At 37.1% G+C, this 15,632-nt stretch carries 16 protein-coding genes; 13 read left to right on the forward strand and 3 right to left on the reverse strand.

Annotated elements, in window-relative coordinates:
• The first annotated feature begins 19 nt into the window (after positions 1-19).
• From ACP3VS_RS19540 to ACP3VS_RS19580, 9 genes are all read left to right on the forward strand, one after another.
• Positions 20-601: a TerD family protein gene (locus ACP3VS_RS19540; RefSeq protein WP_012292113.1), complete on the forward strand. Its 582-nt coding sequence runs from the start codon at positions 20-22 to the stop codon at positions 599-601.
• 33 nt (positions 602-634) lie between these two features.
• On the forward strand, positions 635-1,210 hold the full coding sequence (locus ACP3VS_RS19545) for a TerD family protein (protein ID WP_012292114.1): 576 nt from the start codon (positions 635-637) through the stop codon (positions 1,208-1,210).
• Positions 1,211-1,319: 109 nt separating this feature from the next.
• Complete coding sequence (locus ACP3VS_RS19550) at positions 1,320-1,505, forward strand: hypothetical protein (protein WP_012292115.1); 186 nt, start codon at positions 1,320-1,322, stop codon at positions 1,503-1,505.
• A gap of 133 nt (positions 1,506-1,638) precedes the next feature.
• Positions 1,639-2,832 carry an HpcH/HpaI aldolase/citrate lyase family protein gene (locus ACP3VS_RS19555; RefSeq protein ID WP_012292116.1) on the forward strand — a complete coding sequence of 398 codons (1,194 nt, stop codon included), beginning with the start codon at positions 1,639-1,641 and terminating at the stop codon, positions 2,830-2,832.
• Positions 2,813-4,171: a phosphoribosyltransferase family protein gene (locus tag ACP3VS_RS19560; RefSeq protein ID WP_031416891.1), complete on the forward strand. Its 1,359-nt coding sequence runs from the start codon at positions 2,813-2,815 to the stop codon at positions 4,169-4,171. Before ACP3VS_RS19555 ends, ACP3VS_RS19560 begins: the two co-directional genes overlap by 20 nt.
• Positions 4,171-5,271, forward strand: a complete 1,101-nt coding sequence (locus ACP3VS_RS19565) for a cysteine protease StiP family protein (protein WP_426389690.1) — start codon at positions 4,171-4,173, stop codon at positions 5,269-5,271. The genes ACP3VS_RS19560 and ACP3VS_RS19565 overlap by 1 nt, the downstream gene beginning before the upstream one ends.
• Before the next feature lie 11 nt (positions 5,272-5,282).
• Positions 5,283-6,095 (forward strand): HAD family hydrolase, encoded by an 813-nt coding sequence (locus ACP3VS_RS19570; protein WP_426389683.1) that lies wholly within the window; start codon positions 5,283-5,285, stop codon positions 6,093-6,095.
• A 359-nt stretch (positions 6,096-6,454) separates the two neighbouring features.
• The gene (locus ACP3VS_RS19575) at positions 6,455-8,086 is read left to right on the forward strand and encodes a YceG family protein (protein ID WP_036216589.1); all 1,632 of its coding nucleotides are present in this window, start codon (positions 6,455-6,457) and stop codon (positions 8,084-8,086) included.
• Between the two features lie 22 nt (positions 8,087-8,108).
• Positions 8,109-9,143: a toxic anion resistance protein gene (locus tag ACP3VS_RS19580; protein WP_031416897.1), complete on the forward strand. Its 1,035-nt coding sequence runs from the start codon at positions 8,109-8,111 to the stop codon at positions 9,141-9,143.
• A gap of 92 nt (positions 9,144-9,235) precedes the next feature.
• Here the strand turns inward: ACP3VS_RS19580 and ACP3VS_RS19585 are convergent, their stop codons facing one another.
• Positions 9,236-10,324, reverse strand: a complete 1,089-nt coding sequence (locus ACP3VS_RS19585; RefSeq protein WP_008173466.1) for an FUSC family protein — start codon at positions 10,322-10,324, stop codon at positions 9,236-9,238.
• Positions 10,325-10,456: 132 nt separating this feature from the next.
• Entirely contained in the window at positions 10,457-11,746 is a 1,290-nt protein-coding gene (locus ACP3VS_RS19590) for a glutamate-1-semialdehyde 2,1-aminomutase (protein WP_031416899.1), read from the reverse strand.
• A 129-nt stretch (positions 11,747-11,875) separates the two neighbouring features.
• Here ACP3VS_RS19590 and bcp point away from each other — a divergent pair, with 129 nt between their 5' ends.
• The 3 genes from bcp (at position 11,876) to perR (ending at position 13,855) form a co-directional block, all read left to right on the forward strand.
• Positions 11,876-12,352, forward strand: a complete 477-nt coding sequence (bcp, locus tag ACP3VS_RS19595; protein WP_012292123.1) for a thioredoxin-dependent thiol peroxidase — start codon at positions 11,876-11,878, stop codon at positions 12,350-12,352.
• The gene (locus tag ACP3VS_RS19600) at positions 12,349-13,293 is read left to right on the forward strand and encodes a D-2-hydroxyacid dehydrogenase (RefSeq protein ID WP_031416901.1); all 945 of its coding nucleotides are present in this window, start codon (positions 12,349-12,351) and stop codon (positions 13,291-13,293) included. Before bcp ends, ACP3VS_RS19600 begins: the two co-directional genes overlap by 4 nt.
• A gap of 118 nt (positions 13,294-13,411) precedes the next feature.
• On the forward strand, positions 13,412-13,855 hold the full coding sequence (gene perR / locus ACP3VS_RS19605) for a peroxide-responsive transcriptional repressor PerR (RefSeq protein ID WP_031416903.1): 444 nt from the start codon (positions 13,412-13,414) through the stop codon (positions 13,853-13,855).
• A 21-nt stretch (positions 13,856-13,876) separates the two neighbouring features.
• Here perR and ACP3VS_RS19610 read toward each other — a convergent pair whose 3' ends face one another.
• Positions 13,877-14,230, reverse strand: a complete 354-nt coding sequence (locus tag ACP3VS_RS19610) for a YgzB family protein (protein WP_008173457.1) — start codon at positions 14,228-14,230, stop codon at positions 13,877-13,879.
• 146 nt (positions 14,231-14,376) lie between these two features.
• On the opposite strand from ACP3VS_RS19610, the gene ACP3VS_RS19615 reads away from it, so the two are divergent.
• Positions 14,377-15,264 (forward strand): nucleotidyltransferase-like protein, encoded by an 888-nt coding sequence (locus ACP3VS_RS19615; protein WP_031416904.1) that lies wholly within the window; start codon positions 14,377-14,379, stop codon positions 15,262-15,264.
• Positions 15,265-15,632 lie beyond the last annotated feature (368 nt).

Raw genomic sequence — 15,632 nt, forward strand, 5'->3', positions numbered from 1 at the left:
TTTAGGAGGAAGAAAAAGCATGGGTATTTCACTACAAAAAGGTCAAAAGGTAGATTTAACGAAAACAAATCCGGGATTAACAAATGTAATTGTTGGTTTAGGTTGGGATACAAATAAATATGATGGTGGAAATGATTTTGATTTAGATTCCTCTGTATTTTTACTTGCCGATACAGGAAAAGTAGCAGATCAAAATGACTTTATTTTCTACAACAATACAACAGGCGGTAACGGATCAGTTGAACATTCAGGTGACAATTTAACAGGTATTGGTGAAGGTGACGATGAAGTGGTGAAAGTTGCATTAGCTCAAGTTCCTGCCCATGTTCAACGACTTGCATTCACTGTAACTATTCATGATGCAGAGTCACGCAATCAAAACTTCGGTATGGTATCGAATGCATACATTCGCATTGTAAATGCTGCATCCAACCAAGAACTAATTCGCTATGATTTAGGTGAGGACTTCAGTATTGAAACAGCTATTGTAGTTGGTGAATTATATCGTCATAACGGAGAATGGAAATTTAACGCAGTAGGTGCTGGCTATCAAGGTGGCTTAGCTGCTTTATGTAATGACTACGGCTTGAACGTAAACTAAATTTTCATCTTTGGACGGAAAGGGAGATTTTGAATGGCTATCCAATTAAGTAAAGGGCAAAGAATTGATTTAACGAAGCAAGACCCTGGTTTAAACAACATCGGCATTGGCTTAGGCTGGGATGTCAAACAGTTTGATGGTGGGCAAGATTTTGACCTTGATGCATCTGTATTTTTACTAGATGCATCGGGCAAGTGTCGTAATGAACAAGATTTTATCTTTTACAATAATTTAGCGAGTCCAGACCAATCAGTTGTTCATGCGGGTGATAACCGCACAGGGGAAGGGGATGGGGATGATGAAAAAATCCTTGTCAACTTAAAGCAAGTATCTCCTCAAATTGACAAGATTGTTGTAACGGTCACTATCTATGATGCAGAGGGACGTCATCAAAACTTTGGACAAGTCCTAAATGCTTATGTTCGTTTGACAAATGAAGAGTCAGGAGCAGAGGTATTGCGTTATGATTTAGGCGAGGATTTCAGTATTGAAACAGCCGTAGTATTTTGTGAGCTGTATCGTCATAATGGCGAGTGGAAGTTTGCCGCAATAGGCTCAGGCTATCAAGGTGGCTTAGCAGCATTAATCAACGCATATGGCCTACAATAACTAGGTATATGACGAGGTTTTTGTGTGGATGTAATTAATGAGATATTAAGTACATATGCACAGTTTTTAAAGTATAGGTTCTATTAGTAGGCGGGATGTAGGAATACTCATGATGCATACGATTGCTCTTGTATTCCTATGTTTAATTGAACGAGTGTCAGAGCTTGAAACGAGTGCTTATATACTAATTCCGACTATTGTATGGAATATGTTTGCGCATATTTTTGGATTCCATCTATTACATGAAGCATTTTTCATTATTCTAATTGCTGCGTTCTTATTGAGTTCTTATTGAGTTCTTATTGACATTTGTTGTACACAGGATGAATTAGAAAACAGCAGTGTAACAAGGCACTGTATTGGTCTGTATAAACAGGCTGATACAGTGCTTTTTTTACAAAAGGCATAATTATAGGGGAGTGGATTAGATGCAACACTTTGCAACAGAAGCAGAGACAATTTTTTATAAGAAGCCGCAGCCTTTTACGAAATGGGCAACGCCAGATATTTTATCCTATGCACTAGGGGCTACTTTGTATATGCCCGCTTCCATGCCTAATATTGTAGGTTTGATTCAATCACAAAAATATAAAGAACTCACGTCACTTGTCATTGATTTAGAGGATGCAGTGGGGGATTCAGAATTAGGTGATTGTGAGGCAAAATTGCTTGAAGACATTAGCGAATTATACAAACTCTATCACCAAAAACAATTGCTACTCCAAGATATTCCCTTACTTTTTATTCGTGTGCGTCATGTTGAACAATTTAATTATTTAACTTCTAGTTTAAAAGAGAAGCAGGAAGTTTTAACTGGGTATGTCTTTCCGAAATTTACAGCAACACAAGGGGCACAATATTTTGAGCTTCTTGAGAAAACAATTCTAGAGAATAATCTTACCTTATACGGGATGCCAATTTTAGAAAGTAGGGAGGTACTCTATAAAGAATCTCGTATGGAGGCATTATTAGCCATTAAATCGGTTTTACAGCAGTACCAATCAAGGGTGTTGAATATACGAATTGGCGCTACTGATTTTTGTGGAATTTATGGAATTCGCCGCCGTATGGACTCGACCATATATGACATTAGCTTAATAAGGGATTGTATAGCGGATATAGTGAATGTTTTAGGGCGTGAGGAAGATGGCTTTGTGATATCTGGGCCAGTATGGGAGTATTTTAGTAATCAGCGTGTGTTAAAACCAGCCTTACGCATGACGCCATTTAGTGAGAAGGGTGCGCTTGAAACGAGGAAAGCGTTATTAGACGATTGCTTAGATGGACTAATAAAGGAAGTTTTAATGGACAAACAAAATGGAATTGTGGGTAAAACGGTGATTCATCCAAGTCATATCCGTGTTGTGCATGCACTATACGCTATTTCATATGAGGAGTATTTAGATGCACTTAGTATTGTGGAACATAATGATGGTAGTAAAGGTGTGATGAAAAGTCATTATGCTAATAAAATGAATGAAATCAAACCACATATGCGGTGGGCACAACGTATTTTAAAACAGGCACATGTCTATGGCGTTTATCATGAAACTGTGGATTTCGCCTCCCTATTATTAAATTCAGAACTAGGTGGTCATATGTATGCAACAACAAATGAGTAAACTTACTATTTTACCAAACTATTCAATTGACATTGAAATCACCCATAACCCACACGATTTTGCGCTAACAGATTTATTTCAAATGGCTGCTCGTATTAATAAGAAGCGACAATTTTTATTTATAAGCACTGTGCTTGGCAAGCATTTGGCTGTTCGACCGCAAATCCCTTTACTAACAGGAGCTCTTTTAGCTATGATGTACGACCAGCAAGGTAATAATCAAAAAGTCAATACGATTACGCCTGTTGTTCAAGCTTTAAAAGAAGGCATAAATTTAGAGGAGCTACAAAATTCTGTGAAAGGAAGCGTAGAGTTAGCACATAAGACATTGTTTATTGGATTTGCGGAGACGGCCACTGCACTTGGGCATGCCGTATTTAATGCATTTCAATCAAATGCTATGTATATCCATACTACTCGTGAAGTTATTCCTCATATTGAACCATTTGTCACATTCGAGGAAGAACATTCCCATGCGACAAGCCATAGAATTTATACAGAGGAACCTAATGTTTTACAGCAAGCTAAGCGTATCGTATTAATAGATGATGAAATTACGACTGGGAATACGGTCATCAACATAATTGAAACATTAAAAAAGAAGTTTCCTGATGTTAAACAGTACGTCGTCCTATCTATTTTAGATTGGCGATCAGAGCAGCAGCGAATAGTCTTTCAGCAATTAGAAGAGCAATGGGAAATTTCTATTAAATTTATCTCCATAATGTGTGGGACATTCAATTGTACAGGAGTACCTAGTTTAACAAGTGTACAGCCGAAGGTAACGACTATTGCTACTAGGGATATCACTCTACTGCCCATTAAAGACTCCATAGATCGTCTTTTCTATTATTCTGTTGCAGAGAATGGCAAAATAAACAATCAGCCGTACCTAAAAGCAACAGGAAGATTTATGCTAACATCAAAACAGCATTTTGAACAAATGAACATGTTACAAGCCATCGCCAAGCAATTAAAGGAACTACGAACGGATGGACCAGCTTTGGTGATTGGAACAGGTGAGTTTATGTATGTACCTATGCAAATTGCATCCTATTTAGGGGAAGGTGTTTATTTCCAATCATCAACTCGCAGTCCTATTTATTGTACAGACGATGTAGATTATACAATTACAGAAAAAATTGTATTTGAGAGTCCCGAAAATAACGGGGTTGAAAATTATTTATATAATGTCCAGAGTCAACTATATACGGAACTTTTTCTAATAATAGAACGTATATCCAATAAAGAGGTAGTAGATCGAATGGTGGCAGCTCTTCAGTCGGTTAGTGGGGCGAAGGTATATGTGATTTGTATGCATGAGTTGGAGGGAGTATGATGACATCGACTTTACAGCCAGATAACATGGGTAGCTATGCACGAGAGGACGTAATTTTTTTATTGCGTGATATTGGAAATGTTTTTCTAGAGATGGGTAATGAAAAACGGGAACAGCTTATTCAAGCAGGTACGCATTACTCTGAAATGTTACCAATGGAATATCAACCATCTAAAACATATATGAAGCTATTTTATAAAACCTTGGATGCTTTCGCGGATAGAATTGCTATCGCTGCTGGGGTAGTAGCAGAACGTATCGTCAAAAGTAGAGGGTTAGAAAATTTAATACTTGTAAGTTTAGCCAGAGCAGGTACGCCAATCGGTATTTTAATTAAACGTTACATATCAATGAACTATAAGGTGGATGTACCACATTATTCTATTTCTATTTTGCGTGGTCGTGGATTTGATGAGGCGGCGATACGTTACATTCTTTCAGAACATCCTCAAGGCTGTCTTCAATTTATTGATGGTTGGACGGGAAAAGGCGCTATAACCAAAGAATTGATTCAATCTTGTCAAACGTTTAATGAACAATATCAAACGCAGTTAAAAGCGGATCTAGCTGTATTAGCAGATCCAGGGCATTGTGCTACGATTTTTGGAACTCGCGATGATTTTTTAATTCCTTCTGCTTGTTTAAATTCAACTGTCTCTGGCTTGGTAAGCAGAACCGTTTTAAATTTGCAGTTTATGGATAAGGACGACTTCCATGGAGCAAAATACTATAAAGAATTAGAAGATATGGATGTCTCGAACTTGTACATAAATCGTATAGTCGCATGCTTCAAGCAAGTACGGAATGAAATTACCAGTCAACTTCAGGATGAAGCTACCTCTCTTATTACGTGGGCAGGTATGAAATCGGTCCAAAATATTCAATTGGATTTTGACATGGAAAACATTAACCTTATTAAACCAGGTGTTGGAGAAACGACCCGAGTTTTATTGCGACGAATACCTTGGAAAATCTTAATTAATCCACAGTATAAGGATGAGCTAGAGCATATTTTATTATTAGCTCATGAAAAAAATGTAGTATTAGAAGAATATTCGCATATGTCCTACGCATGTTGCGGCTTAATAAAAGAATTATAGAGGAGTTCAAAATGATATTATTCACATCAGATTTAGATAGAACACTGATTTATTCTAAACGCATGATGGAGATGTTTCCGCCTATTTCAGATAAAGTGGTCGTTGAACATAAGGCTAATGAAAAGATGAGCATGATGACAAAAGAAACAGCTATTTTATTGCAACAGGTTCATCAGCAAACACTATTTGTCCCTGTTACAACTAGAGCGTTGCATCAATATAAAAGAATCCATTTTATAAATGACCTGAACCCTTCTTTTGCAATTACGAGCAATGGGGGTACAATATTAGAAAAGGGTCAGCCATGCGACAAATGGACCAAAACATTAGGTAGACGTATTGAAGATTCTTCAATTCCACGTGAGGATATGTTACAACTATTTCACACCATCAAATCTGATACATGGCTACAACGTTCTTTCTATATAGATGACCTTTTTTATGTCCATCATGTAAATCTGGATGTTTTACAACAGGATGATTTACGCGCCATGATTCAAGAATTCGATACCCATGGTTGGTACGTTTTTCTGCAAGGGAAAAAACTATATTTCATGCCAAAGGTTTTGACCAAGGAAGCTGCCATACAATATATGATGGAGTTTTGTACATACGATGTGCATATAGCAGCAGGCGATTCTATGATGGATTATGGCATGTTGAAGATGGCTGATGTGGCTTTTACACCAAACCATGGTGATTTAAAGGATAAACAGCCAGAAACACTACTTAATACAACATACTCGCCGTATGAGGGTGAAGCATTTACCAAGCATTTGCTTCAGGCTGTTTTACAGCATGCTACACAACAAACAGTAGTATAGTTTTTTCGCTACCGCTAAATCATCAGTATCTTCACAGATGCAAATGTGATGTAATAATTTTTCATCAAGTACATCCTCGTTAGCATACAACCAAGTTGTTGTGCCGAAGGTGGAATGAACATGAGGTTTTTCGAAGTAATGGCTGCAAGCATCTTAGGTTTTTACAGGAGTTTTACTTATGTGATAGTGGGATAAAACTTCTTATTTTACTTGGTTGCCTTTTTGGGATGTTAGTTTTGATTTTATTTACGTTTAACGTTTTCAAAAATTACTAGAGAATATGAAGAAAATAATATTGATTAAATTTATATATCCGTTGAATTAAGCTTAAGGATGATTTTTTTAGGGGGTGCGTTTGTATGCAAACAATCACAATAAAAACAATAGTCGAGCGTAATCAAGATGATTGGCTACAGGCGTTTCAAGATTCACCAAAGAATCGTGCATTTTATGAGGAAACACCACAACAAATAAGTTTTAGCCGTATGGCTCTACGCGTTTTAGGCGTACCAATCGAGGAAGATGAATATTTTAATTCATTATATACCTTATCTCAAAACCAAAATATTCATATTTTAAGTGAAGAATTAAATAAGCACATTGAACAAAAAGACTTTCAAGCCATACAAAATATTTTATCGCAGCATCAGCAAACACCTAAAGGACTTACCATTAATCGTTTAGTGGCGATGATGTATGGGTATCAACTGATTCCAAAACATGATGACAGCATTATGAATCGACATTTACAGCTAACGACTATTAAGGTTATAGAATTATTTCAACATCAACAATCGCTAGGTTTACTTTCCAATGAATTTCGTCGTTTCTTAATTGATCTGGTGAAGTGGTTAAAAAACCATTGGATTCAATGGGCTAAAGCTTTGAAGCCAACCGATGATTTCCCTAAAGTTGTTTGGTATGGAGAAGCCACTGTTAGTCAGCGATATTTTTTGTTACTCCTAATGGAACTTGGCTGTGATGTATTAATATTTCATCCAGCAAAAGTAGATGAATTTGCTGAGGTGGATCCTAATGATGATTTTTCCATCAGCTATTCATATACAAGCCAAACATCATTACAGCCATTTCCTGACAAGCTCCGTGATCGTCAGGCAACTGTAGGCTATCGTTCTAGTCAGCATTTTGAACAATTAATGCATGACCAGCAATCAGGAGTCTATAGACCGTGGCAATTCAAAGATTTTATGCCACGCTCACTAACTTTGCGTATGACCTATGATGATATTTTTATTTATGCGAAGGAAAAGGCATTGGTACGACCCCAATTTGATGTCAATGGAAATGAAGTAGTGATTCCTGTCATCTTTGCAAAAATCAGCGGAGTCTCAAGCCAGCGTGAGGAATACTGGCATTTCATGCATCAGTTATTAATAAACCCACAAACTATCTTCGTGCAGGAATTTCCTTTTACAAAAACAAGCAAGGCCAACTTTCATTTTCACTATAAACATTGCTTAGTAAATGGTGAACTTTCAGCAGAACGTATTATACAAAGTGATTGGTGGCAGTATGGTGAATTATCATTGGAGCTGCAACAAGCCATTGCGCATACGATCAAAACATCTTGTGAGCAACCAATGTTAAAACAGCAACCAAATGAGACTTTATATGATTTACAGTTATTTGTATTTAAGCAGCTGACAATGATTCCTCAAGAAATACTGCGATTATTGCAAAGCTTCGACTATTCACAAGAGATACCGAAGATTATTATGTATCAAGCGCCGCAGCAACCTGCATTATCGCGCGAAGATATTGCCTTATTAGCATTTTTAAATCGTTTCGGTATGGATATCATTTTTTATAATCCGACTGGACAATTAGATTTAGAAAAGCATCTGCTGGAGGACACATATGATGTGCATCGTTTAGAGCATATGTTATTTGATTTGCCTTATGAAGAACCATCGCAGCAAAAAGCGGCACCGGATAAAATTATTAAAAAGCTCTTTAATCGCTTTTTCTGATGATAGGAAGGAGGCGGCGGCCATGTCAAACATCCCAATGACGCTTGAGCAACTGACACTAGAAACAGCAGATGCCGTCAAACAACAATTACGAGAACATGAAGAGGTTCAACAAATTGCTCATCAGATTGATATAAAAAATCAGCTAGAGCTAATAGAGTTGGGAAAAGAACCAGCTACCAAATTATCAAAATTTGCAGATCAAGTTCTAGCTATAGTGACCCAATCAGCTACTTTTGAATCCAATGAATTATTTAAACAGCTTGAATCCTTAATGCTGACATTCGATAAAAAAGATTTTGCTGAACAAAAGGGTTTCTTTAAGAAGCTATTTACACGTAAATCAAAAAATGAAGAGGATGTATATGCGAAATACAATGTGCTCGGTAGAGATATAGAAAAAATTCATTACCAATTTGTGCTTATGGAAGAGGAATTAGCGAAGGATAATCGATTACTCGCTCGGTTATACAAAGAAGATTTGATGTTTTACCTTGATATAGAAAAATATATCGTAGCTACTGATATGAAATTACATGAGGTGCAAACAACATTAATCCCATTATATGAGGAACAGGGTGAGGCAGGTAATCAGGTAGCCAAAATGGAGCTTAATCGTTTACAGACAATTGCTGAAATGCTTCAACAAAAAATAGATGAGTTGGAGAAATCACGAATGGTTGCCATCTTAACAGCTCCACAAATTGAGATGCTACGTCATGGGAATAATGAGCTGATTGAACAGATTCATGGCGCATTTGTTAAAACCATTCCTGTTTTTAAAATGGGGCTGATGAATGCTGTGAATGAAAGACGTCAACAATTACAAAATCAATCAGCATCTGCCTTTGAAAATCGAGTGAAGCAATTTGGGGAAGCTAGCAACGAAGCGGTTCACCTAAGCACAGCTCTTGCTCAGCAGACGGATAAAACACAGACGCTAGAAGAAATGTGGGATACAATTGTTACAGGTATTGCTAATTACCAGCATTTGCGGAGTGAGCAGACAAGTAAACGTAAGCTAGCAGAGCAACAGCTGCTTGCGTTACGTCCTTAATTTTACCTTTAAGTAGAATTCTACTTGGAGGTTTTTTTTTGTAGTAAAAAGCGACAGATCCGCTGTATGTGGATCTGTCGCTTACGTGGTTGCTAGATGAATTCTTCTTCAAATTCTACATTAATTTCATGGCCATGGTAGCTTTGGTATGAAACAATCAGTGTATCTAGATGCTCTAAATTTTCCTCATAATCTAGAATCCTCGATAAAATATAGAGTAAGTGATAGCTAGAAAATTCCGTATCGCCTTCCTCGCGAGCAAAGTTTACTTGCTTAATGAAAATTTCCATTAGTTCATTGCGTTGAACATAGTCGATGCTTTTACTCCACTCAGAATGTTCAGGCTTTAATTTCCCAGTATATTTTAAGAGCAATTGTTCGTGATACGTTAATAAGGAATCAAGCCGTTCCTGAATCATTAAGTGAAATTGCGTAGGTAGCTTAGCTAATTCGTTTTCGTGGTTATGCAATCGTTGTAGCAATTCTAAACTTTTTTTGGAAGTTAAGATCATTTGACGATAGACGACCAATTTACGTGCTTTTACATACTTTTTATTTTTGAAATAATTACGCTCCTCTTTATATAAATCATACAGCGTATCGACTCGTAACATACGGCTTTTAAATTTACTTAATGCGCCCTTTGTAGATGTATGCTCAGAAGCCTGCCGTACTGCAAGTCGCGTCCAACGAATAATATCATCCTGCAAAATATAAATTTTGCGGAATAGTTTAATCTCATATTTCGGTGGTAAGAAAACAAGATTAACGACAAAAGCTGCTAACACCCCGACTAATATAGTAACAAAGCGTATTAAACCAAACGTTAAAAAGTCTTCTCCTTGGAATTCCATAATGGCCACGACTGATACCAACGCCAACGAAAGAGATTTTTCTAGTTTAAATTTCAACATTAAACCAATAGCTATTATGACAGCTATGCCAATGGCAACCACATGATGGCCAAAAAGTAAGCCGAAAAAGACGGCAATGGTTGCACCTATAATATTTGCTTGAACTTGCTCTACAATGGTTTGATAAGAGCGATAAATAGAAGGCTGTATCGCAAAAATAGCTGCAATTCCAGCAAAAACAGGTGAAGGTAGTTTTAACAGCTCTGCAATAAACAGGGCAAATACGATAGCGACACCAGTTTTAAATACACGGGCACCTAATTTCATAAAGATGTCCTTTCTGTCTCATATTTTTTAGCTTCTTTACATTATAGAAGGAAGTGCACATAAAATACATAGATTTGTATGCAAGAATAAGAAAAAGGCGACTTATGATAGAAAGTCGCCTTTGCATACCCATTATGATAATTGAGAAAATGCGTAATTCACAGCTTTAATTGTTTCAAGAATATCTGCTTCAGTATGCTCTGTAGTTAAGAACCATGCTTCATATTTAGAAGGAGCTAGATTAACGCCTTGCTCAAGCATTAGTTTAAAGAAGCGACCAAAAATTTCACCGTTAGAGTTTTCGGCTTGCTCATAGTTTTCTACTTTCACATCTGTAAAGTAAATTGTCAGCGCCCCTTTAAGACGATTTAATGTGATGGTTACTCCATGCTCTTTAGCAGCAGCTAAAATCCCTTCTTCTAAAATCCCGCCTAGTCGATCCATTTCATCGTAAATGCCTGGTGTTTGTAGCACTTCTAAGCACGCAATACCTGCTTGCATAGATGCTGGATTTCCGGCCATCGTTCCGGCTTGGTAAGCTGGACCTAGTGGTGCGACTGTATCCATAATTTCTTTACGACCACCATATGCACCAATTGGTAAACCGCCACCAATAACTTTACCAAGTGCTGTTAGATCAGGTGTTAGGCCAAGTAAGTTTTGGGCACCACCGTAGTGGAAGCGGAAAGCCGTGATAACTTCATCGTAAATTGTTAAGGCTCCTTTTTCTTTGGCCGTAGCGTGTACTAATTCAAGGAAGCCAGGATTCGGTTCAACAATACCAAAGTTTCCTACGATAGGTTCAATTAAAATAGCTGCAATTTCATCGCCCCATGTATTCATTGCTTCTGTAAAAGCTTCAGGGTTATTGAAAGGTACCGTAATAACTTCTTCAGCTGTAGAAGTCGTTACACCTGCTGAGTCTGGTGTTCCTAATGTAGCAGGACCTGAACCAGCAGCTACTAAAACTAAATCGAAATGACCATGGTAGCATCCGGCAAATTTCATTATTTTTGTACGTCCTGTATAGGCACGTGCAACACGAATAGTTGTCATAACAGCTTCTGTACCAGAGTTGTTAAAGCGTACTTTATCCATAGACGGAATGGCTTCTTTTAGCATTTTTGCAAAAGTAACCTCATATTCAGTCGGCGTTCCAAACAATGTGCCATTTTCAGCAGCATGTGTAATAGCCTTAGCAATGTGAGGGTGCCCATGACCTGTAACGATAGGACCGTATGCTGCAAGATAATCTATATAACGATTGCCATCTACATCCCAAAAATATGCGCCTTTTCCTCGAACCATTGCCACAGGAGAACCACCGCCTACTGCTTTATATGAACGAGAAGGGCTATTTACACCACCAACGATATGTTGTAACGCCTCTGCGTGTACTGCTTCAGATTTTGCGTGATTCATAGTATTGCCTCCTAACTTTTTATACGTACTCTATTGTAGACCTATCAGTGTCAGAAATCCAAAGAAAATAAGGAATATGACTTGATTTGTTACTTGGAGTAAAATGAATATACAGAGGAGGAGATTATTATGACTTTGCAAGAAGGACAGAAGGTACCCGATTTTTCTCTTATGAATGAAAAGGGAGAGACGGTACAGCTAACTGATTTTAAAGGACAGAATGTAATTTTATACTTTTACCCAAAAGATATGACACCAGGTTGCACAACTGAAGCATGTGATTTTCGAGATAGGTTTGAGGACTTTAGTCATTTAAACGCTGTTGTTCTAGGCGTTAGTCCAGATGATGCAAACAAACATACAAAATTTATTGATAAGCATGGCTTGCCTTTTTCTTTATTAGTAGATGAAGATCATGCTGTAGCGGAGGCGTATGGTGTATGGGTCTTAAAGAAAATGTATGGACGTGAATTTATGGGGATTGAGCGTTCCACATTTTTAATTGATTCGGAGGGTAAGTTAATGAAAGCTTGGCGTAAAGTACGTGTGAAAAATCATATTGAAGAAGTTTATGCCTATTTAGCAGAACAGGAGGCGACAACATGAGAATCTATTTTACTTTTGAACCAAGACCAGATTTACGGGAACCATTATTAGCAGAATTCCCACAAGTCGATTTTATATTTGAAAGTGGAATAACAAATGAAGAGCTTCAAAAAGCGGATGTTTTAGTTACATATGGTGAGGATTTAACAACAGAGAGCATCCAACAGGCGACGAAGTTAAAATGGATTTTTGTTGCATCAGCAGGCATTGAAAAAATGCCTGCTCAAGCTATTATGGAGCGTGGTATTTTAGTTTCTAATGTACGAGGTATCCATAAAACACCTATGGCAGAATCAATGCTAGCCCATATTTTAGCCATTAAACGTGCTTTACCTTGGATGTATGAGCAACAAAAGAAAGGTGAATGGTCAAAAAAAGCCAAACAAACTGAATTACGAGATAGTACAGCGCTTATTTTAGGTCCAGGCGCTATTGGCTCGGAAGTGGGGCGCTTATTACAAGCCTTTGGTGTGACGACTATTGGCTGCAATCGCTCTGGAAATGAAGCGTCAAACATGGATAAGATGATTAGCTTTGAGCAATTAATAGAAGTTTTGCCGAGTGCTGATATTGTCATTTCTGTGTTGCCAAAAACACAAGAAACAACGCATTTATTAAATGAAGAACATTTTATAGCTATGAAGAGCAGTGCAATTTTCATGAATTTTGGCCGAGGGAATTTAGTTGATGAAAAGGTACTCATTCAGGCGCTCGAAGATGGAGAAATAGGATATGCCGTTTTGGATGTATTTGAAGAAGAACCTCTGTCATCAGACAATCCACTATGGGCATTGCCAAATGTCATAGTATCACCACATGTCTCAAGCCATTCATCTCGTTATGTGGAACGAAGCTTAGAAATTTTTAAGCCCAGCTTAACAAAATGGCTAAGAGGTGACAGAGATTTAGAAAATGTCATGGAGCTATCGAGAGGATATTAAGAAAAAAACGATGAAATTAGAGGATTAGTATGTGTGATTGTTGACGAAGTAGCGCTAATTGGATACACTATTTATAACAATTATAAATTAATAATACTTATGGAAGAGGTGCATGACGATGTCTACAACGCATTTACAGGATGCACTGGACACGTTAAAAACAACTGGTGTACGTATTACTCCTCAGCGTCATGCTATTTTGGAATATCTAATTCAATCTATGGCACATCCTACTGCCGATGAAATTTATAAAGCACTTGAAGGGAAATTTCCTAATATGAGTGTAGCGACTGTTTATAATAACCTGCGAGTATTTCGTGAGGTAGGTCTTGTGAAAGAGCTTACTTATGGAGATGCTTCAAGCCGCTTTGATTTCGTGACAAATGATCATTACCATATGATTTGTGAATGCTGTGGCAAGATCGTCGATTTCCATTATCCTGGGCTCGATGAAATAGAGCATTTTGCATCACAGGTAACTGACTTTGATGTGCATTCGCATCGTTTAGAGATATACGGCACATGTCCATCATGTAAAGGTGTTACTGCTAAAGTACAATAAAAATCCTAGCTCGTTAACGGGCTAGGATTTTTTCGTTTTATGATTATAGGATTGGTCGAACTCTTTACCTTCAAGAGTAGGATCAAGCGTTAATGGCTCATTGCAATACATGCACATATCGACTCTGCCTAAAACTTTTGTATGTTTATGGCAATTAGGACACTCAACTTGAATGGCTCGTGTTGATAATAAACCTATCCAGGCATAGACAACTGTACTACCAATAATACATAAAACACCTAATGTCATGAAAATTAAAACTAATATTGGGCTATTTTTAAAGAATATACCTCCGTACATTACAATAAAACCAATAAAGATTAGTGCTAAAGCGAATGAACGAATTTTATTAATTTTACTTTTATAAGGTTTCATTTATCTTGCCTCCCAATCTAAAATCTACTATAACATATAAGGGCAAAGTATTTTAGCTTTGAGGTAAATCAAAGAAGGAATACTTTTAGAGTATGTCGAATTTTTAACGGAACAAGGGAAGCTATATGAATAAAGGGGGGCTGAACATGGAGCAAGTATTGCGTCCTATATACCAAGAACGTGCGAGTCAGTCAAATACATTAGGCGTTATTTTAGTGGAAAAACGTGAGGAGCAAAGTAACGTTACAGATACATTTGATACTGTTTTATTAATTATTGTAAAAGAAGCAGAGCAGCCAGTCTTTTCAAAACATTACTTATATGAAGGAAATAAAGTCGCTCTACATACGGTTACGGAGAAACTAATACGAAAATGGCTTCTAATCGGATCTAATAAGAAGGTAGTCGATTGGATTTTCTTTGGCAGAGTACTATTTGATCGGAATGAATTCCTGCATAAACTAAAAATAGAATTACAGGAATTTCCGTATAGTGGCCGTAAGATTAAGACAGGCATTCAATTTTCCAAGTTAATACGTCGTTATTTGGAGGGGAAGGAATACTTTGATAAGGGCAGTTATTTGGATGCATATAATCATGTAGTTGATTCCTTACACCATTTGGGGCGTTTATCAATCATTGATAGTGGTCTATACCCTGAAGTAACTGTATGGGGGCAAGTGAAAAAAATTGAACCAGCGATTTATAAGCTGTACGAAGAACTGGTGACGAGTAATGAGCCAATTGAAAAACGCTTAGAACTTTTATTCTTAGCAAGTGAGTTTTTAATACATTCTCGAACACGAGATGGAGCACAACATATATTAGAAGTGATGCAAACAAAAGAAACATGGTCGATTCAAGAGCTACATGACCATCATGAACTCATGAATTACTCTGTTGATTTAGAAGTATTTGTCGAATACTTAGTGGATAAGGGGTATATTCATATAGAGCCAGTTACTGCGAAAAACGAGATGATCTTTCACCGTCATTACAAGGTCGATAAAGAAGCTCTAGAAATTGGTCAATGACTGTAGTATGCTTGTAATCGAGGTATCTAAAAAATACCTCGATATTTTTTTAAAAAAGTAGTTGACGAATATTATAATGATATTGTATTATATTAATTGTCGCTAAGACATAACAAGTAACTCGATGAAAAACATAAAAAACTTTTTCAAAAATAGTTGACATGTTTTGAGTGAGATGTTAATATAAAGAAGTCGCTGAAAAAAACGACTTAAATAATGAACCTTGAAAACTGAACAAGCAAAACGTAATCAATAAAGTTTTAAGTAGCTAGCCTAGCTAGTGAACGAAATAAAATTTTGGACATCAAAATGATGCCAGCAAAACAATTTGAGCTAATCAAATTTCTTTTATGGAGAGTTTGATCCTG

It is taken from the genome of Lysinibacillus sp. VIII_CA, assembly GCF_049943995.1.
Lineage (GTDB): Bacteria > Bacillota > Bacilli > Bacillales_A > Planococcaceae > Lysinibacillus > Lysinibacillus pinottii.

Excerpts from the sequence above, each read along its gene's own strand:
- ACP3VS_RS19540 (WP_012292113.1), top strand. The coding sequence starts at position 20 with ATGGGTATTTCACTACAAAAAGGTCAAAAGGTAGATTTAACGAAAACA.
- ACP3VS_RS19545 (WP_012292114.1), top strand. The coding sequence starts at position 635 with ATGGCTATCCAATTAAGTAAAGGGCAAAGAATTGATTTAACGAAGCAA.
- ACP3VS_RS19550 (WP_012292115.1), top strand. The coding sequence starts at position 1,320 with ATGATGCATACGATTGCTCTTGTATTCCTATGTTTAATTGAACGAGTG.
- ACP3VS_RS19555 (WP_012292116.1), top strand. The coding sequence starts at position 1,639 with ATGCAACACTTTGCAACAGAAGCAGAGACAATTTTTTATAAGAAGCCG.
- ACP3VS_RS19560 (WP_031416891.1), top strand. The coding sequence starts at position 2,813 with ATGCAACAACAAATGAGTAAACTTACTATTTTACCAAACTATTCAATT.
- ACP3VS_RS19565 (WP_426389690.1), top strand. The coding sequence starts at position 4,171 with ATGACATCGACTTTACAGCCAGATAACATGGGTAGCTATGCACGAGAG.
- ACP3VS_RS19570 (WP_426389683.1), top strand. The coding sequence starts at position 5,283 with ATGATATTATTCACATCAGATTTAGATAGAACACTGATTTATTCTAAA.
- ACP3VS_RS19575 (WP_036216589.1), top strand. The coding sequence starts at position 6,455 with ATGCAAACAATCACAATAAAAACAATAGTCGAGCGTAATCAAGATGAT.
- ACP3VS_RS19580 (WP_031416897.1), top strand. The coding sequence starts at position 8,109 with ATGTCAAACATCCCAATGACGCTTGAGCAACTGACACTAGAAACAGCA.
- ACP3VS_RS19585 (WP_008173466.1), bottom strand. The coding sequence starts at position 10,324 with ATGAAATTAGGTGCCCGTGTATTTAAAACTGGTGTCGCTATCGTATTT.
- ACP3VS_RS19590 (WP_031416899.1), bottom strand. The coding sequence starts at position 11,746 with ATGAATCACGCAAAATCTGAAGCAGTACACGCAGAGGCGTTACAACAT.
- bcp (WP_012292123.1), top strand. The coding sequence starts at position 11,876 with ATGACTTTGCAAGAAGGACAGAAGGTACCCGATTTTTCTCTTATGAAT.
- ACP3VS_RS19600 (WP_031416901.1), top strand. The coding sequence starts at position 12,349 with ATGAGAATCTATTTTACTTTTGAACCAAGACCAGATTTACGGGAACCA.
- perR (WP_031416903.1), top strand. The coding sequence starts at position 13,412 with ATGTCTACAACGCATTTACAGGATGCACTGGACACGTTAAAAACAACT.
- ACP3VS_RS19610 (WP_008173457.1), bottom strand. The coding sequence starts at position 14,230 with ATGAAACCTTATAAAAGTAAAATTAATAAAATTCGTTCATTCGCTTTA.
- ACP3VS_RS19615 (WP_031416904.1), top strand. The coding sequence starts at position 14,377 with ATGGAGCAAGTATTGCGTCCTATATACCAAGAACGTGCGAGTCAGTCA.